Source organism: Variovorax sp. GW822-FHT04E09 (assembly GCF_058800845.1).
In genome coordinates this window covers 230,340-247,456 of the sequence record NZ_JBXAMR010000007.1, presented here as the reverse complement: position 1 = coordinate 247,456, position 17,117 = coordinate 230,340, and the positions used below count along the sequence as shown (strand labels likewise).

Here is a 17,117-nt window from a genome sequence, read left to right as displayed (position 1 = left end):
GTGGCGCGTGCCACGCTCTGTTCACGAGCGCAGCGCGGCGGTCAATGCGCCGAGCAGCGCATCGGTCTCGACCAGGCTCGGCGGATGGATCGGCGCCGGCCAGGTGCTGTGGACCGCGACCACGAGCCGTTCCTTCGGATGGATGTAGACCTGCTGGCCGAAGATGCCGAGCGCGGCGAACAGGCCGCCGTCGAGTTCGGGCAATGCCTTCGCGCCGGTCGGGAAGGTCCACCACTGGTAGCCGTACCCCATCGGTTCGAAGCCCGGGAGCGTGCCGGGCGCGAGGTGGCTGGCCGCGTCGACGCGCGTGGCATCGGCCACCCAGCCGTCGGGCAGCACCCGCTGGCCGCCGGCCACGCCGCCGCCGAGCACGAACAGGCCGAAGCGCCCGAAGTCGCGCAGCGTGGCGTTCACGCCGCTGCCGGTGAACTCCTGGCCATCGACCGCATCGAGCTGCCAGTAGGCATCGGCCTCCATGCCGAAGGGCGCCCAGATTTTTTGCGAGAGGTAGTCGCTGAGCGGCCGGCGGATCGCGCTGGCCAGGATCTCGCCGACCAGGCAGGTCTCGCCGGTGCTGTAGTTGAAGCGCGTGCCCGCCGGCGCCACGCGCGGGCGCTGCGCCATGAACTTCAACACCGCGCCCTTCTCGCGCGTGAGCTGCACGCGCATCAGCTGGCGCCGGTCGGAGTCGGCGTCGAGGTAGTCCTCGTTCCAGGCCACGCCCGAGTTCATCTGCAGCACCTGCTTCACCGTCACGTCGTCATACGCCGAGCCACTCAGCGCGGGCAGGTAGCGCACCACCGGGTCGTCGAGGCTGGCGATGTGGCCATCTTTCACGGCCGCGCCGACCAGCGTGGAGGTCAGCGACTTCGCGACCGAGAACGACAGCCACTTCGTCGCTGCGTTGTTGCCCATGGCGTAGCGCTCGAGCACGACATGGCCGTCCTTGATCACCAGCAGGCCGGCCGTGTGGTTGCGCGCCATGAAGCCGTCGATGCCGAAGCGCTGCGCGTCGACCGGCGGGCCCTCGGGCAGCGGATGCACCTGCGTGCCGCGCCGGATCGCGCGCGTCGCGTAGAGCCGGTCCATCTGGCGGTAGGTCGGCGCCTGCAGCGCGGGCGGCAGCGTCATCAGGTCTTCGTAGCGGCCGATGGCCTCGTTGCTTGCGGCTGTCATTTCGCAGCAGGCCGGTTCAGCCCCAGCGTCGGCGTCTCGTCGAAGAAGTTCCAGGGCTTGAGCAGCGCATGCACCCACTCGGTGGGCATGATCGGCCACTCCTCGGCGCGCGCGACGTGCGTGGTGCCGGTGGTGAGCCATACCACGTTGTCGGTGTTCACGATCTCCTGGTTGTCGGCCGTGAACTGGCCCAGGCCCGTGTCCTTGTTGGAGCGGTTCGGGTACTTGCCTTCGGGGAACAGCTCTTCGGGGTCGTAGCGCGTCACCCAGAGCTGGCGGTCCATGAAGCTCAGGCGGTGGTTGATCCACTCGTCCTTCGCGAAGTTCGCGCCCTTGGCAATGGGGTGCGTGCCGCCCGCGTACGGCACCAGCTGGTAGGACACCGGGTTGCCGACCTTGTTGTTGCGCGACGGGTTGCTCAGCAGGCGGATGGTCGAGGGGTCGAACTTCTGCGCCGCCTGCTGCTCGGTGCGCACCGTGCGCTGCACCGTCTGCATGGTGCTGGTGCGCGGGCCGCCGCGCGTGTTGGGCAGCACCACCGGGTCGACCTCGGTGAGCGTGTTCTGCTCGCCGTCCACATCGAGGTCGAGGCGGAAGTTGTAGATGTGCTGGTGCGTGGTGCCGACGATGTGGTGGTCCAGCAGCGTGCCGTAGCGCGTGTCCTCGGCGGCCGTGGGGTCCTGCATGGTGCGCGACTTCACGCCCTTCACGGCCTCGATGCCGGTGGCGCCGGCGTGGATGCCGATGGTGCCGTTCTCGGCGAACACCCAGTCGAACAGGTAGTCGTAGTTGCCCACCGTGCTGATCCAGCGCACCACCAGCTCGCGCCGCTCGGTGCTGATGTTGGGCTTGCCCATCTCCTGGTGCTTGAACTCGGGGTCGGCATAGCGTTCGAAGACGGCGATGGCGCGCGGCACCTTGGTGGGGGCGCCGGTGTAGTCGGCCAGCGTGGCGTCCAGCAGCACGGCATTCTGCGGCGCGTCCTTGTTGGGCTCGATGGGCGAGGTGAGCGTGCCCATGCCGTACTCGCCCGAGTCGAGGTACGCCTTGAAGTACCAGCCGGTGTCGGGGTCGCCGTAGGGCACGATCATGCCGCCCAGCGAGCCTTCGTACATCACCTTGCGCTTCGTGCCCTTGTCGTTGTAGGTGACGGTAGAGAGCACCAGGCCCACGCGCGAATCGAGCCGCACATGGAAGTCCCAGTTGCGCCAGTGCATCGTGTGGCCGGTGATCGTGTAGTTCTTGCCTTCGGGCTCGGTGATCTCCAGCGGCTTGGGCGCGGGCGTGGCCGCGCGGTCGCGCCCGTCGTAGGGCGTGGGCTTGAGCGGCACGGGCACGAGGCCGCCGTCCTCGATCTTGATGACCTTCTTCTGCTCCAGGTCGACCACCGCCACCAGGCCCTCGATGGGGTGCGCCCAGTAGTTGCCGTCGCCCACGTCCAGGTAGCTCACCACCTTCAGCAGGCGGTCTTCCTGGCGCAGCGAATCCTTGCCGTCGAAGTAGCCCACGGTGAGCGGCGTGGCCACCACCTTCTTCACGTCGGCGATGCCGCGCGTGGCGAGGGCCTTGGCGTAGTCGGGGCTGGCCTCGATGGCGCTCTGCACGGTGGCGAAGTCGTCCAGCAGCACCATGCCGTGCGCGCCTTCGATGGGCTTCCACGCGATGAGCGTGCGCGCCGCGAGATCGACCGTGCCTTCGATGACCTTCTTGCCGTCCAGCGCCACGAAGGCCGCCTGGCGCGGCGCGCGCACGGGCTGGCCGGTGAGCGCGAAGTTCCAGACCTCGTCCTTGGGCGGGCGCTTGACGCTGATCTCGGTGAAGCGCAGGCCGGCCTTGTGGCGCCCCGAGGCCTTCAGCACCTCGAGCGTGGCCTGGATCTCGGCCTCGGTCAGCGGGTTCAGCGGGTTGGGCACGCGCTCGACCACGAAGGTCTTGTCCAGGCTGGACTGGAACACCTGGTTCACGAAGTCGTGCGGCACGTAGGCCGCGCCCTTGCGCATGACCACGGGCACATCGAGCTGCATCGGCTGGCCGTTGACCAGCGCCGTCTTCGAGCCGGGCTTCAGGCGCACCAGCGTGCCGTTGCGCGCCACGGTGAACACGTTGGCAAAGCTGTCCCAGCGCAGCGTGCCGCCGAAGTCTTCCACCGTCTTCTTCAGCGGCACCATGTGGGCCGCGCCGCCGTGGGCCCGGGCCGGTTCAGTGCTCAGGGGGCCGAGGGCGAGCGCCAGGGCAGAGGCCAGGGCGGTGCCCAGGAGACGCCGTGCGGCGCCGCGGCCGGGCGTTCGGTGGTAGCTGCTGCGCATGGCTGCATCCTTCTTCGCGTGTTGTGGTGGACAACCGCGAAGGTAAGAGCGCCGCCGGCGCGGGCGTTATCAAGATTTGGCAAACCACCGCGCGCGCGTGGCGGACGGCAGCTCGCCGAACAGGCGCGCGTAGTCGATGGCAAAGCGCGACAGGTGCCAGAAGCCCCAGCGCGCGGCGATGTCGCCGATGGTGTCCTCGCGGCAGGCCTGCATCTCGCAGCGCACGCGGTTCAGGCGCATCACGCGCAGGTAGGTGACGGGGCTCAGGTGCAGCACGTCCTCGAAGGCGTACTGCAGCGAGCGGCGTGACACGCCCGTGGCCGCGCACAGGTCGGGCACGCTGATGGGCTCGTCGGCGTGCGCCTGCATGTACTCGCGCGCCTTGGCCACGATGTGGCGCCGCGCCGCCGTGCTGGCGGGCAGCCGGGCCTCGAAAGCCTTCGAGCCCATGCACTGCAGCACCGCGTCGGCCAGCGACAGCGACAGCATGTGGCGCGCGGCCGGCTGTTCGAGCTGCGCGAGGTTGTCGCGCGCCAGCGACAGGGCGGCGCCCAGCAGGCGGGTGAAGGCGGTTTCGTCGAAGCCGGGGTGCTGCACCGGCGCGGGCGCCGGCATGCGCAGCTCGAAGTCGGGTCCGAACAGGGTGGTGGCCAGCTTGGCCAGCGGCTCGGTGTCGACGCACACGGCCATCAGGTCCATGCCGGCGCCGGCCAGCAGCTCGAACTCGCCCCGCGGCGGCAGCGCGCTGAGCTGGCGCCCGCCCAGGTCGTGGCCGCAGTACCAGCTGCCCGGGGCGGCCGTCTCGGTGAGGGCGAAGGCGATGGCGCCGGGGCGGCCCCGGCCGCGCTGCAGCACGGTCTGGTTGGCGCGCTCGTGGAAGACCTGCACGAAGTCCAGGTGCAGGTCTTCGGCCAGCCCCTCGAAGCGGCCGTTGGACAGCTGCTCGTAGTGCTGGTCCCAGGCGCCCACGCCCGAGGCCTGCGCCTGGGCTTCGGCGGTGAGTTGTCGGCTGAAGTGAAGAAGCTCGGTCATGGTGCGCGCTGGCGCAGTTGCCATCGCGCAGCCGATGAGCAGAAACCGTGCCTGTCACGGCGCAGTGTGTGGGAAGCGCCGCCGCCCGACCATGTTGCTTACCCTTGGTCAGGGCCGCTCAGGCGTTCATTCGAGCGTCAGGCCGATGTCCTTCACCAGCGCGCCCCAGTCGCGCAGGTCGCTGCGGATGGTGGCGGTGAACTGCTCGGGCGTGTTCTGGGGCAGGTCGTTGAAGTTCAGCTCGTACATGCGGCGCACCACCGCGGGGTCGCGCAGCACCTGGTTCACGGCCTCGTTGAGCTTCTTCACGACGGCGGGCGGCGTCTTGGCCGGCGCGAGCAGGCCGTACCAGGCGTAGGTGGTGAAGGGGTAGCCGCTCTCGGTCATGGTGGGCACGTCGGGCAGCATCGGGATGCGCGAGGGGCCGCTGTTGGCCAGCGCCCGGATGCGGCCGGCGCGCACGATCTCCACGGTCGAGGAGATGTCGGCGAAGGCCGCATCGACCTGGCCGCCCACGAGGTCCTGCACGCAGGGGCCGCTGCCCTTGTAGGGCACGTGCGTCATGACGAGGCCGGCCTGCTTCTTGAGGCTTTCCATGGCCAGGTGGCCGCCCGAGCCGTTGCCCCACGAGCAGTAGCTGAGCTTGTCGGGGCGCGCCTTGGCATAGGCGACGAACTCCTGGATCGTCTTCACCGGCAGGTCCTTGCGCACCAGCAGCAGGTTGCCGCCACGCCCGACCTGGGCGATCGGCATGAAGTCCTTCAGCGGGTCGTAGGGCAGCTTCTTGTAGAGGCTGGGGTTCACCACCATCGTCGCGGCGTAGGTGAACAGCAGCCGGTAGCCGTCGGGCGTGGAACGCGCCACCACCTCGCTGCCGAGGATGCCGTTGGCGCCCGGGCGGTTGTCGACCACGAAGGGCTGCTTCAGGATCTTGCCGAGGCCGTCGCCGATCAGCCGCGCGATGGTGTCGGTGCCGCCGGCCGCCGCGGTGGGCACCACCAGCGTCACGGGCTTGTCGGGGTAGCTGTCGGTCTGTTGTGCGTGGCTGGCCGTTGCCAGTGCGGCCAGGGAACAGGCGGCGAGCGTGCGCAGGCCGAAGCGGAATGGTGTTGTCGTTGTCATGGTCCGTGTCTCCGATGGAAAGGCTTCAGCGGATGCCGAAGCGCGCCTGCGTGCCTTGTTCGATCATGTCCGCGCCCACGCGATACAGGTTGCGCGAGACGTAACTGGGCACTTCGCGTGCCCGCTCGCGCAGCCATTCGGCCTTGAGCGAGCGCGCCTCGGCGATCTCGCTGGCGTCGCCCTCGGCGGTGGCCAGCAGGTCGATCACGTGCAGCGCGAGCTGCCACTGCTTGGCCACAGCCAGCGCACGTGCCTGGTCGATCACGCCGCGCTTGTCGGTGATCGCGTCGGCCACCGCGCGGCCGATGGCCTCGGGCGCGGCCGGGTGCAGCGAGGTCGGGTTGCGGTCCCACCAGCCGTTCTCCGAGCGGTAGATGTCGCGCACGATGTAGCCCGGGTCGCCGTAGGTGGGCTTCATCCACTCGACCGCGAACAGCTCGTCGGGAAAGCGGATGCGCGCCAGGATGTCGCGCTCGTTGAGCCCCTCGTTCATGAGCCGCACCACCTCCGCGCGCACCCAGCGCAGCGCGCGGGCCGTGTGCACGAGCACGTGCTGCACCTGGTCTTCGCCCTCGAGCGTGGCGCCGAATTCGCGCACCGCCTTGCGCGGCTTCAACGCCGCCAGCGCCTCCAGCGTGTCGGCCCAGCGCACCGTGTCGCGCATCGTGCGAAAGGGCGTGCCGATGTTGGGAATGGAGTCGATCAGCGCCGCGCCGCCGTACAGCACGCGCTGCGCCGGGCTCCACAGCGCGATCGCGTCGTCGGTTTCCGAGGGCGCCCAGCGCAGCTCGATGCAGCGCTCGCCGCTGCCGATCTGCAGCACGTCGTCGAAGGTCTCGGTGGGCGGGTGCGTCACCAGCCGGTGGTCGAAGAAGCCGGCGGGGCGGTTGAACTGGATCTCGGCCATGCGGTGCTGCAGGGCCAGCGTCTCGCGGTAGCGCGCCAGGCGGCGCGGCACGTTGCGGTGCGCAATGATGCGCGGCGGCGCATCGCCGCGCGCGGCGGCATGGGCCAGCCACATCGGCACGCCGGCGTTGTAGCCGATGTGGCCGTGGCTGAAGCACAGCGCATGCACCGGCGCGTCGCTGAGCTGGCGCAGCGCGTCGATCATGCCCTGCGTCACCGAGCCGCCCGGGCCGGCGTCGATCACGACCAGGCCCACGTTGGTCTCGGCCACGAACGATTGGCCCTGCCCGCGCAGGATGTGCAGGCCGGGCGCGACGGTCTCGGTGCCGGTGCCGACGATGAGGAAGGGCTTTTCTTCTTCTGTGGCCTGGGGTTTTTCAGCGGTGGCGCTCATGCGGAATCCTTGGTGACGGTGAGGGGCGGCAGCTGGTAGCGGCCGTCGAGCAGTTCGGCGCGCGGCACGTAGGCGCGCAGGCACAGGTAGAAGCTGCCTTCGGGGGCCGGCAGCCAGTTCGCGCGCGCGGCCTCGCCTTCGGGCGGTGCGTGCTGGATGTGCAGCGTGAGCCCGCCGTCCGCGTCGCGCCGCAGTCCCGGTGTGCGGTCGCCGACGGCGTAGCGGTCGATCGGGTTGTCGACCAGCATGTAGTCGCGCGTGTCGTACATCGTGAGCGACCAGAAGGCGTCGACCGGCGGCAGCGCGTCGGGCGCGAAGCGCAGCGTGTAGCAGAGCTGGCCGGTGAGCGGCTCGCCAGCGGCGTCGTGCCAGGCCATCGGGTAGGTGGCCTCGCGGCTTTCGAGCATGCCGATGTACTTGAGCGCGATCAGCGCGCGCGCCAGGTGGTCGTCACCAAAGCTTCCTTCCACCAGTGGCATCTGCACCCAGCCCGAGGCTGTGGTGCGGCCCGACTGCGCCTCGCGCAGCCGCGGCAGCACGGTGTCGAGCGCGGCCTGCAGCGCGGCGCGCTGGCCGTCGTCGAGCGCGCCTGCAGCAGGCCCGATGCCGAGCGATGCATAGCGCGCGAGCTGCGCGGCATCACCAGCCGGCGGTGCGTTGTCGCGCAGCGCCGCATTCACCTGCGCGGCGAAGTGCGCGGCCGTGAGCGGCGCCTTCGGGTCGCAGGCCGGATCGAAGGCGCGCGGTGCCGAGGCGCGGCCGGCTTCCCAGTCGGCCAGCGTGCGCACGAGAAAGCCGTCCTGCAGCGCGTTGACGGCCGGCACGTCCTGCGGGCCGTCGACCAGCAGGCGCCCGATGATCCACAGCCAGCGCGTGGGCGCCTCGATGCGCGCGCCCGGCGCGTCGAAGGCCGCGGGCAGCGTGCCGCGCCATCCCGGCGGCGTGACCACGAAGGCGCGCGCCGCCGTGCCCGTGAGGCGCTGTCCCAGGTGGGCGAAGGGGTTGGTGAAGAAGTCGAGCAGGCCCAGCACGTAGTAGCGCCCGGCGGTGTCGGGCACGTCGATCACGAGCGGGCCCTCGCCCAGGTCGAGCCAGGCGTTGGTGTAGAGCGTGTCGTTGTTCGGCGTGACGACGCGGCTCTTGCCCGCGCCCAGCAGCTGGCGCGCGTGCGTGAACACGTTGCACCAGCGCAGCGGCTTGGGCGCCTCGCCGGCGGCATCGGTGCGCTGCGGCGAGGTGGCTGCGCGCATGCGGCACATCTCGTACAGCGGGTAGGCGTAGACCACGGCCTCTTCGGCCAGGGCTTGCAGGGTGGCGTCGGTGTGCGGTTGCATCGTGCTCAGCCCTGTTGTGCCTGCAGCGCCGGGATGCGCCAGCCCTGCACGCCTTCGCGCGGGTAGTACATGCGCAGGATCAGGTAGAAGCGCCCGGCCGGCGCGGGCAGCCAGTTGGCGGCGTCGGCGGGGCGCGCGTGGCTCACCACCAGCTCGAGGCTGCCGTCGGCGTTGCGCTTCAGCCCGGGCGTGCGGTCGCCGATGGCGTGGCGGCGGATGTCGTTGGGGTAGAGGAAGCGGTCGGTGTCGTAGAGCGTGACCGACCAGAAGGCGTCCGCGGGCGGCAGGTCGCCGGCCTCGAAGCGCATCGTGTAGCGGCGCTGGCCGTCCAGCGGCTCCTGCGTGGCGTCGTGGTGCGCGGCGGCGTACACCGCCTCGCTCGTGGCCAGCGCGCCCAGGCCCAGGTAGGCGGTGCGCGCGCGGCCGAGGAACTCGTTGCCGTAGCGGCCGGTGGCCGGCGTCATCGACCAGGGCTTGGGCCGGCGGTTGCGGCCCACGGCGCCGACCAGCTGCACGCCCTCGGCGAAGCCTTCGATGAGGCCTTCGCGCAGCGGTGCTTCCAGCGCGTCCCACGAGAACGCGGCGTTCGCGAGCAGCCCGCCCTGGCCGAACCACGCCACGAGCGCGCGGTCTTCCACGCGGCCCGGCGCCTCGGCCAGCGCATGGCACACGTTGGTGAAGAAGCGCGGCGCCACGTCTGCGGCCGGCTCGCCGTGCTCGAAGGCGGCGGCCATGGCGTCTTCGTGCGGGCCGGCCCACTGTTCGATGGCGGCCGGGCGGCCCTGCAGCACGGTGCCGGGCGCGGGCTTCAGTTGGATCTCCGACTGCAGCGCGCGCGCCGCCGGCCAGTCACTCTCGTCGCCCACCAGGATGCGGCCGATGAGCCAGACCAGGTCGGTCGGGCAGCGCACCACGCGGTGGCCGGCAAGCGATTCCGGCACGGTGCCGCCGGGGCCCACGAGCACCACGGTCTCGCCCTCGGGGTTGCAGTTGCGCGGGCCCAGGTTCTCGAAGTTCTCGGTGTAGGCGTCGTACAGCGGCAGCACGAAGTAGCGCCCCGGGTGCCGTGCCGACGCAGGCACGGTCAGCAGCATCGGCCCGTGCGCCAGGTGCAGCCAGGCCATGGTGTAGAGCAGGTCGTTGGCGGGCGTGACCACGTCGCGGTCTTCGTGGGTGGAAGGGCGCGGCGCGTGGTGCAGCGTGTTCAGCGGCGCGCGCACGTCGGAGCCGGCCGACGCGCCGCTGCGGCGTTCGGCGCGCGGCGCGGTCTGCATGGCGCAGGTGCGGTAGGTCTCGGTGAGCGGATAGCCGTAGACGAAGGCGGCCAGGCCGATGGAACGGGCGAGCGCCTTGCGGGCGGCGGCGATGTCGGGCACGGGAGCGGGAGCGTTCATGGGAAAGACCTCGGGGTTCGAAAAAAAGGGGAGGGGGAAGGCGGTTCAGTCGAGCTTCACGCCCGTGGCCTGCGTGAGCTTCAGCGTCACGGGCAGGAAGGCCTTGTAGGCCGCGGCGGCTTCGGGCGGCAGGTTGCCCACGGGCTCGGCGCCGAGCTCCTCGATGCGCCGGCTCACCTCGGGCTGGCGCACCACCGCGCTGACCTCGCGGCCCAGGCGCTCGACGATGGCGTCGGGCGTCTTCGCGGGCGCCATCAGCGAAGTCGGGCCGGTCATGGCGTAGACCTCGTCGGCGTAGCCCTGCTCGGCGAAGGTGGGCACGTCGGGCAGCGCGCGGGCGCGCCGGGGGCCGGCCACGGCCAGCGGGCGCAGCTTGCCGGCCTTGATGTACGGCTGCAGCGTGGTGACCGAGCCCACGGTCATCTGGATCACGCCGCCGATCAGGTCGATCGCCATCGGGCTCTCGCCCTTGTAGGGCACGTGCATCGTCTGCAGGCCGTAGGCCTTGTCCATGTACACCTGCACCTGGTGCGGCTGCGTGCCCGGGCCCCACGAGCCCATCGAGTACTTGCCGGGCGAAGCCTTCGCGGCGGCGATCAGGCTCTTGAAGTCGGTCGCCGGCACCGAAGGGTGCACCGCCAGCACGGTGCGCGTGGTGGCGATGTCTGACACCATGCGCAGGTCGGTGCGCGGGTCGTAGGGCAGCTTGCTGTAGAGCACCAGGTTCGCCGTGACGGGGCCCGGCACCGTGAGCAGCAGCGTGTGGCCGTCGGGCGGGCTCTTGGCGACGTAGTCGGTGCCGATGATGCCGCCCGCGCCGCTGCGGTTCTCGACCACCACCGGCTGGCCCAGCCGCTTGGACAGCCCCTCGGCCACGAGCCGCGCGAGGATGTCGGTCGAGCCGCCTGCCTGGTACTGCACGATGATGCGCACGGGCTTGGAGGGGAAGGGGGCCTCCGTGGCTGCCGCCGCCGTGCTTGCGGCGAGCACCAGTGCCGCGCCCGCGCCGAGTGTGCGCCCGAGTCCGTTCTTCGATGTCGTCGTCATGCGATGTCTCCGGTGGTTGTTGTGCTTCAGGGCGCGCGGCCGACGACCAGCGCATCGACCGCCACGCAGCCGCCCTCGGCCTGCGGGCGCGCGATCAGCGGGTTGATCTCGGCGCTGTCGAGCGAGTCGCCTGCGCGCTGCGCGAAGTCGGCCAGCGCGCACAGCGCGTCGGCGATCGAATCGAGGTCGACCGGCGGCCGGCCGCGCGCGCCGTTCAGGATCGCGAAGGCGCGCAGCTCGCGCACCATGGCCAGCGCGTCGTCGCGCGTGATGGGCAGCGCGCGCAGCGACACGTCGCGCAGCGTCTCGACGTGGATGCCGCCCAGGCCGAACATCAGCACCGGCCCGAACACCGGGTCGCGGTGCACGCCCGCGATGCACTCGACGCCGCCGGTCAACATGCGCGCCACCAGCGCGCCGTTGAGCCGCGCCTCGGGCCGCGCGGTGAGTGCGTGGTCGCGTGTGCGCTCGAAGGCCGCGCGCGCCTGCGCCGCGCCGCGCAGGCCGAGCGCCACGCCGCCGACGTCCGACTTGTGCGGGATGTCGGCGCTGACGATCTTCACCACCACCGCCTCGCCGAGCGCCTCGGCGGCGGCCGCCGCTTCGTCGGCGCTGCGCACCACGCGGTGCGCGACCACGGGCACGCCGGCGTCGGCGAGCAGCGCGAGCGCATCGGGCTCGGACATCGTGCCGGGCGCGAGCGTCAACGGCGCCTGGGTCGAAACGGGCGCCGCAACCGCTGCCGCCGCAGGCTTCAGCCCCGCGAGCGCGGCGATCGTGCGGATGCCGTCCGACGGGTCGGCGAACACCAGGCAGCGCATGGCCTCGAGTTCGGCGCGGCGCTCGGGCGTCAGCAGCGTGCTCACCGCCAGCAGCGTGTCGGGATACGCCTCGCGCAGCGACGCCACGAGCGAGCGCAGCACCGGCCAGAACGCGTCCGACGCGCCCGCGGCGGCCAGGAAGCCCATCCACGAGGCGAAACCTTGGTCGTCCAGCATCACGCGGGCCGTGCGATCGATCAGCGTCATGTCGTTGGTCACCTGGCCCGTGATATCGACCGGGTTGCGCGGCGCCGCGAAGGGCACCCAGCGGCGCAGCGTGTCCTGCGCGGCCTCGCTCAGCGGCCGGGCGTCCAGGCCCTGGGCCGAGGCCTCGTCGGCCATCAGCGCGCCGACGCCGCCCGAGAGCGTGAACAGGCCGATCGAGCGGTCGCGCGGGCGGCCCGCCACGGCCGCGCTGTGGGCCAGGTCGAAGAACTCCGTGAGGTTGCGCGCGCGCAGCACGCCGTACTGGCGGAACACCGCGTCGTACACCGCGTCGTCGCCCGCCAGCGCGGCGGTGTGCGAGGCCGCGGCCTCGGCGCCGAGTGCGGTGCGCCCGACCTTGACCATCACCACCGGCTTGCCGTTGGCCTGCGCCAGGGCCAGCGCCGCGCGCAGGCGGGGGCCGTCGCGGCAGCCTTCCATGTAGGCCATGATCACGTCGGTGTCGGGGTCCTGCGCGAGCCAGGCCAGGCAGTCGGCGACCTGCACGTCGGCCTCGTTGCCGGTGGTGGCCCACAGCGACAGGCCGACGCCGCGCGCCCGCGCCATCGCATACGCATAGGCGCCGAACGCGCCCGACTGGCTCACCAGTCCGATGCGCCCCGGCATCACGCGGCCCACGCCGGGCGCCGGCGAGAAGGTGGCGTACACGTGGCGCGCGATGTTCATGAAGCCCAGGCAGTTGGGGCCGACCAGCCGCACGCCCGCGGCACGCGCCTTGTCGCCCAGCCGCGCCTGCGCCGCCGCGCCCTCGGCGCCCACTTCGGCGAAGCCCGAGGAGAACAGCACCACGCCCTTCACGCCCGCCGCGATGGCGTCGTCGAGCGCGCCGTCGACCAGCGCCGAGGGCACCGCGAGGATGGCCAGGTCCACCGGCTGGCCGATGGCGCGCAGGCTCGGGTAGGCCGGCAGGTCCTGGATGCGGTCGGCGTTCGGGTTGACCGGGTAGAGCGCGCCCTCGAAACCGAAGCGGCGCTGGTAGTCGACGGGAATGCCGCCGATCTTCTGCGCGTTGGACGAGGCGCCGACCACCGCGATGGCGCGCGGTGCGAACAGCGCCGACAGGGATTCGGTTTGCGAAGAGAAAAAGTCCATGGGCATGGCGAAGGGTTCGGAAGTCAGAAGTTGTGGCGGATGCCGGTGGCGAGCACGCGCACGTCGTTGCCGCTGTTGGCCACCACCGGGATGGTCGCGAGCGAGGCCGAGGCGCCGTGCCGGTTCAGCAGGCGCAGCCAGCGCGCGTAGACCACGGTGCGCTTGCTCAGGTAGTAGTCGTAGCCCAGCGTCCAGGCCAGCTGCGAGCGTTCGCTCTCGGCCACTTTGCGCTGCGTGGCGCCGAAGATCAGGTTCGAGGCCGGCGTCACGTTGTAGGTGGCGCCCAGGTTCACCAGCTTCGCGGTCGGCACGTGGGGCAGGCTCGAGGCGTTGCGCACGTAGCTGGCGTACAGCTGCAGGCCGATGGAGGGCAGCTCGTAGGAGCCGGTCAGCGCCTGGTAGGTCGTGGTGGCGGGCGAGGCCACCGGCGCCGCGCCGGTGCCCGAGCGCGCGCGCTGGAAGGCGTAGGCGATGTAGTAGGGCTTGCGCGCCCAGCCGATGTTGCCGCCGTAGACGTTGCCGCTCTGGTGGCTCGGCGCACTCGATTCGCCCGGTGCGTAGGCCAGGTCGGCAAAGAACTCCATGCTGGCCGGCGTGCGGTAGCGCACCATGTTGCTGGCGCGGGCCGCGAAGGGCGTGAGGCCCGGTTGCGCGTCGGTGGCCGCCACCAGGTTGATGGGCGAGAACACCGAGTTCAGGCCGTAGGGGTCGGCCTTGAACAGCGCGTAGAACATCGGCGTGTACATGCGGCCCGCGTCGATCTGCCCCCACGGCGCCGAGAACCCGACGAAGGACTGGCGGCTGAACGACATCGCGGGGCCGGGCAGCGTGCCGTTGCCGGTGTCGGGCGCAAAGCCGCTTTCGAGCGTGAAGTGCGCGCCCAGGCCGCCGCCCAGGTCCTCGGTGCCGCGAAAGCCGATGCGCGAGGCGGTCTGGCCGCCGTCCTCCAGCCGCATGGAGGAGGCGGGGCCCGACCTGGCGTGCGCCACGTACAGGTCGAGCGTGCCGTAGACGCTCACGGTGCTTTGCGCGGACGCAAGGGCGCAGGCCGCGAGCGCGAGGGCTGCGGTGGCTGTCTTCTTCATTTGGGTTGTCTCCGGTGTGGCCGGTCGCCTGCGGGTGCAGGGCGGTGCCGCCTGTGTGCTTGTCGATGTCCGGGGCTTACGATAGAAATGAAGGGCCCCCGAATCTGTCAACGCTTTGACAGATTCGTGAACACCAGGGCAGGGAGAACCCGCTGACCCGACCACCTGCAACCACCCCTCCCGACGCCGAAGACAGCGCCGAGCTGCTCGACCGCGCGCTGCGCTGGAACGAGCTGTTCTCCCAATGGCCCGACGCGCGCCGCGCCGAGCTCATGAAGTCGGCGCGGCTGGTGCGCTACCGCCGCCGCACGCAGGTGCTGGCGCGCGACCGCCACAAGCGCGAGCTGCTGGCGGTGGTGTCAGGCTGCCTGGAGATCAGCAGCATGAGCCCGCAGGGGCGCAAGTACGTCAACGCGCTGCTCGGGCCCGGCCAGGTGGCGCCGCTGGTGCGCCTGCTCGAGGACGTGCCGCTGCCCTACGACTACCACGCGCACGAAGACTCGGTGATCGTCCACCTGCCCAGCGACGCCGTGATCGCGGTGCTCGACGCCGAGCCCGCGCTGTGGCGCGGCGTGGCCCGGCTGGGCCTGAAGCGCCAGCGGCTGAGCGTGGTGCTGCTGCAGAACCAGATGCTGAACTCGGTGCGCGGGCGCGTGGCCGCCACGCTGATGAGCGTGATCCACTTCTACGGCATGCAGGTGGAGGCGGCGGCGAGCCTGCCGGTGCGGCTGTCGCAGAACGACCTCGCGGCGATGCTGGGGCTGTCGCGCCAGACCATCAACAAGGAGCTGGGGCGGCTGGTCGCGGAAGGCGTGATCGACATGAGCTACAAGCGCATCCGCATCGTGGACCCCGACCAGCTCGCGGTCATCGCGACCGGCACCGGGCCGCAGTGAGCGGCGCGCACCGCAGCGCGCGGGCTCAGGGGTGGATCTTCTCGCCCTTGGCGAGCATCTCGACGAACTGCGCGATGCGCCGGGCGCGCGTCTCGGGCTTTTTCGCGCCCTGGGTGCGGAACAGCACCGCGAAGCGGTTGCGCGCATCGAGCGTGGCGAAGAAGGCCTTGGCCTTGCGGTTGGCGTCGAGCGCGGCCTGCAGGTCGGGCGGCACGGTGGCCACGCTCGGGGCGTCGTAGGCCGCCTCCCAGCGGCCGTCGGCGCGGGCACGCTCCACCTCGGCCAGGCCGCCGGGCTGCATGCGGCCCTCGTCGATGAGCTTCAATGCCTTGTCGCGGTTGATCTTCGACCAGATGCTGCGCGCGGTGCGCGGCGTGAAGCGCTGCAGGAAGAACTGCGCGTCCTGGCTCTTGCGCTGGCCGTCGATCCAGCCGAAGCACAGCGCGATCTCCAGCGCCTCGGGGTGGTCGACGGAGGCGATGCCGCTGGCTTTCTTCGCGATGCGCAGCCAGACGCCGGCGTGCGTGGCGTGGTGTTTCTTGTACCAACGCAGCAGCGCGGCGGCGTCGGCACATTCCAGCGGCGTGTCGTCGACGATGCGGTCGGTCTTGACCGCGGTCTTCTTCGCCGCCGGGCTCATGGCACCCACCAGTAGCGCAGCGCGTGGAAGTAGATCGGCGCCGCGAAGATCACCGAGTCGAGCCGGTCGAGCATGCCGCCGTGGCCTTCGATCATGGAGCCCCAGTCCTTCACGCCGCGGTCGCGCTTGATGGCCGACATCACCAGCCCGCCGAAGAAGCCCAAGAGGCAGATCATGAAGGCCATGAGCGCCGCCTGCCACGGGTTGAAGGGCGTGGCCCAGTACAGCGCCGCGCCTATGGCGGTGGCGCTGGCCACGCCGCCGATCAGGCCTTCCCACGTCTTGGAGGGCGAGAGTTCGGGCGCCACCTTGCGCTTGCCGAAGAGCTTGCCCCACACGTACTGCAGCACGTCGCTGCCCTGCACCACGATGACCAGGAAGGCGATCAGCAGCAGGTTGCGGCCCTCGAAGCCCGGAATCTGCAGCGTGAGCAGCGCCGGCACGTGGCTGATGCAGAACACGCACACCATCAGGCCCCACTGGATCTTCGAGGTGCGCTCCAGGAAGCGCTGCGTGTCGCCGCCCACGGCCGCCAGGATGGGCAGCAGCAGGAAGGCGTAGACCGGGATGTAGATCGAATACAGCCCGTACCAGTCGATCCAGATCAGGAAGTACTGGCCCGGCAACGCCACGAAGAAGGCCAGCGCGATCGCGCCGTGGTCGCCGCGCCGCGTGTAGGCCAGGCTGATGAACTCGCGCAGCGCATAGAACGAGATCAGGTAGAACAGCACGATCACGCCGCCCTTGCCGAAGGCAAAGGCCAGGCCGATCACCGCCACCATCACCCACCACGCGTTGACGCGCGAGTTGAGGTTGTCGATCACCGAGTGCGGCTGGCCGTGCGCCACGCGCCACTTGAGCAGCGCGCCGATGGCCGAGGCCAGCACGAGCACGCCGAAGACGCCGCCGAAGAGCTTGAAGGTGGTCCAGGCGAAGGGGGACATTTCGATCACGAGGCGGTCCCTCCGTTTTGTTCGATGCGGTCGTACTCCGGGCGCAGGTCGAGCATGGCCGTGCGTGCGCGGGCAAGGAAGGCGGTCTTGTCTTCGCCTTCCTCGAGCTGGATCGGCGCGCCGAAGCGCACCGTGCAGGCCAGCGGGATCGGCACCAGCGTGCCCTTGGGCAGCACGCGCTTGAGGTTCTCGATCCACACCGGCACCAGCCGCACGGTGGGGCAGGCGCGCGCCAGGTGGAAGAGGCCGCTTTTCAGCGGCAGCAGGATGTCGTCGCCCGTGTTGCGCGTGCCCTCGGGGAACATGATGAGCGAGTCGCCGCCTTCCAGCGCCTCCTTCATCTGGTCGACCGGGTTGCCGCCCTGGCCCGATCCGTCGCGGCGGATCATGAGCGCATTGAACACGTCCTTGCCGATGAAGTTGCGCAGCTTCGAGGCCTCCCAGTAGTCCTGCCCCGCCACGGGCCGCGTGAGCGCGCGCAGGTCGGAGGGCAGCGTGGCCCACAAGAGCACGAAGTCGCCGTGGCTGGTGTGGTTGGCGAAGTACAGCGTCTGCTCGGCCTTGGGCGTGGTGCCCGACCAGATGGCGCGCACGCCGGTCAAGAGGCCGGCCGCGCCGATGATGAGCTGGCCCGCCACCACCGCGAGCCCGCGGCGCACGATGGCGCTTGGCCGGGCGCTGTCGTCGCTGCTGC

Annotated in this window: 14 protein-coding genes; 1 reads left to right on the top strand and 13 read right to left on the bottom strand. The window is 70.9% G+C overall.

All coding sequences use genetic code 11. The annotated features are described in order from the left end of the window. Nucleotides 1–21 precede the first annotated feature (21 nt). From AC1RL8_RS25740 to AC1RL8_RS25695, 10 genes are all read right to left on the bottom strand, one after another. Nucleotides 22–1,176 (bottom strand): serine hydrolase domain-containing protein, encoded by a 1,155-nt coding sequence (locus AC1RL8_RS25740; RefSeq protein ID WP_492686449.1) that lies wholly within the window; start codon nt 1,174–1,176, stop codon nt 22–24. Then, entirely contained in the window at nt 1,173–3,482 is a 2,310-nt protein-coding gene (tynA, locus tag AC1RL8_RS25735) for a primary-amine oxidase (RefSeq protein WP_492686450.1), read from the bottom strand. The genes AC1RL8_RS25740 and tynA overlap by 4 nt, the downstream gene beginning before the upstream one ends. 69 nt (nt 3,483–3,551) lie before the next feature. Continuing rightward, a complete protein-coding gene (locus AC1RL8_RS25730) occupies nt 3,552–4,514 on the bottom strand; it encodes a helix-turn-helix domain-containing protein (RefSeq protein WP_095746874.1) in 963 nt (320 codons plus the stop codon). A 126-nt stretch (nt 4,515–4,640) separates the two neighbouring features. Further along, nucleotides 4,641–5,636 (bottom strand): Bug family tripartite tricarboxylate transporter substrate binding protein, encoded by a 996-nt coding sequence (locus AC1RL8_RS25725; protein ID WP_492686451.1) that lies wholly within the window; start codon nt 5,634–5,636, stop codon nt 4,641–4,643. Nucleotides 5,637–5,661: 25 nt separating this feature from the next. Further along, nucleotides 5,662–6,936, bottom strand: coding sequence for an alkyl sulfatase dimerization domain-containing protein (locus AC1RL8_RS25720; protein ID WP_492686452.1), 1,275 nt, complete (start codon nt 6,934–6,936; stop codon nt 5,662–5,664). Then, nucleotides 6,933–8,270 (bottom strand): DUF1254 domain-containing protein, encoded by a 1,338-nt coding sequence (locus tag AC1RL8_RS25715; RefSeq protein WP_492686453.1) that lies wholly within the window; start codon nt 8,268–8,270, stop codon nt 6,933–6,935. Before AC1RL8_RS25715 ends, AC1RL8_RS25720 begins: the two co-directional genes overlap by 4 nt. Before the next feature lie 5 nt (nt 8,271–8,275). Further along, nucleotides 8,276–9,664, bottom strand: coding sequence for a DUF1254 domain-containing protein (locus AC1RL8_RS25710; protein WP_492686454.1), 1,389 nt, complete (start codon nt 9,662–9,664; stop codon nt 8,276–8,278). A 45-nt stretch (nt 9,665–9,709) separates the two neighbouring features. Then, nucleotides 9,710–10,711 carry a Bug family tripartite tricarboxylate transporter substrate binding protein gene (locus tag AC1RL8_RS25705; protein ID WP_492686455.1) on the bottom strand — a complete coding sequence of 334 codons (1,002 nt, stop codon included), beginning with the start codon at nt 10,709–10,711 and terminating at the stop codon, nt 9,710–9,712. Between the two features lie 26 nt (nt 10,712–10,737). After that, nucleotides 10,738–12,849: an acetate--CoA ligase family protein gene (locus tag AC1RL8_RS25700; protein ID WP_492686456.1), complete on the bottom strand. Its 2,112-nt coding sequence runs from the start codon at nt 12,847–12,849 to the stop codon at nt 10,738–10,740. 23 nt (nt 12,850–12,872) lie between these two features. Then, the gene (locus AC1RL8_RS25695) at nt 12,873–13,934 is read right to left on the bottom strand and encodes a porin (protein ID WP_492686457.1); all 1,062 of its coding nucleotides are present in this window, start codon (nt 13,932–13,934) and stop codon (nt 12,873–12,875) included. Between the two features lie 272 nt (nt 13,935–14,206). Between AC1RL8_RS25695 and AC1RL8_RS25690 the strand changes: the two genes are divergently transcribed. Then, nucleotides 14,207–14,830 (top strand): Crp/Fnr family transcriptional regulator, encoded by a 624-nt coding sequence (locus AC1RL8_RS25690; RefSeq protein ID WP_223301435.1) that lies wholly within the window; start codon nt 14,207–14,209, stop codon nt 14,828–14,830. Nucleotides 14,831–14,855: 25 nt separating this feature from the next. Here the strand turns inward: AC1RL8_RS25690 and AC1RL8_RS25685 are convergent, their stop codons facing one another. The 3 genes from AC1RL8_RS25685 to AC1RL8_RS25675 are packed head-to-tail and all read right to left on the bottom strand — an operon-like array spanning nt 14,856 to nt 17,085. Then, entirely contained in the window at nt 14,856–15,470 is a 615-nt protein-coding gene (locus AC1RL8_RS25685) for a YdeI/OmpD-associated family protein (protein ID WP_492686458.1), read from the bottom strand. Beyond that, nucleotides 15,467–16,414: a phosphatidate cytidylyltransferase gene (locus AC1RL8_RS25680; protein ID WP_492686583.1), complete on the bottom strand. Its 948-nt coding sequence runs from the start codon at nt 16,412–16,414 to the stop codon at nt 15,467–15,469. The genes AC1RL8_RS25685 and AC1RL8_RS25680 overlap by 4 nt, the downstream gene beginning before the upstream one ends. Before the next feature lie 5 nt (nt 16,415–16,419). Continuing rightward, nucleotides 16,420–17,085, bottom strand: a complete 666-nt coding sequence (locus AC1RL8_RS25675) for a lysophospholipid acyltransferase family protein (protein WP_139704435.1) — start codon at nt 17,083–17,085, stop codon at nt 16,420–16,422. Nucleotides 17,086–17,117: the final 32 nt, after the last annotated feature.

What these genes read in the sequence shown, in the direction of transcription:
- AC1RL8_RS25740 (WP_492686449.1), bottom strand. Translation starts at nt 1,176, where the DNA reads ATGACAGCCGCAAGCAACGAGGCCATCGGCCGCTACGAAGACCTGATG.
- tynA (WP_492686450.1), bottom strand. Translation starts at nt 3,482, where the DNA reads ATGCGCAGCAGCTACCACCGAACGCCCGGCCGCGGCGCCGCACGGCGT.
- AC1RL8_RS25730 (WP_095746874.1), bottom strand. Translation starts at nt 4,514, where the DNA reads ATGACCGAGCTTCTTCACTTCAGCCGACAACTCACCGCCGAAGCCCAG.
- AC1RL8_RS25725 (WP_492686451.1), bottom strand. Translation starts at nt 5,636, where the DNA reads ATGACAACGACAACACCATTCCGCTTCGGCCTGCGCACGCTCGCCGCC.
- AC1RL8_RS25720 (WP_492686452.1), bottom strand. Translation starts at nt 6,936, where the DNA reads ATGAGCGCCACCGCTGAAAAACCCCAGGCCACAGAAGAAGAAAAGCCC.
- AC1RL8_RS25715 (WP_492686453.1), bottom strand. Translation starts at nt 8,270, where the DNA reads ATGCAACCGCACACCGACGCCACCCTGCAAGCCCTGGCCGAAGAGGCC.
- AC1RL8_RS25710 (WP_492686454.1), bottom strand. Translation starts at nt 9,664, where the DNA reads ATGAACGCTCCCGCTCCCGTGCCCGACATCGCCGCCGCCCGCAAGGCG.
- AC1RL8_RS25705 (WP_492686455.1), bottom strand. Translation starts at nt 10,711, where the DNA reads ATGACGACGACATCGAAGAACGGACTCGGGCGCACACTCGGCGCGGGC.
- AC1RL8_RS25700 (WP_492686456.1), bottom strand. Translation starts at nt 12,849, where the DNA reads ATGGACTTTTTCTCTTCGCAAACCGAATCCCTGTCGGCGCTGTTCGCA.
- AC1RL8_RS25695 (WP_492686457.1), bottom strand. Translation starts at nt 13,934, where the DNA reads ATGAAGAAGACAGCCACCGCAGCCCTCGCGCTCGCGGCCTGCGCCCTT.
- AC1RL8_RS25690 (WP_223301435.1), top strand. Translation starts at nt 14,207, where the DNA reads ATGAAGTCGGCGCGGCTGGTGCGCTACCGCCGCCGCACGCAGGTGCTG.
- AC1RL8_RS25685 (WP_492686458.1), bottom strand. Translation starts at nt 15,470, where the DNA reads ATGAGCCCGGCGGCGAAGAAGACCGCGGTCAAGACCGACCGCATCGTC.
- AC1RL8_RS25680 (WP_492686583.1), bottom strand. Translation starts at nt 16,414, where the DNA reads ATGTCCCCCTTCGCCTGGACCACCTTCAAGCTCTTCGGCGGCGTCTTC.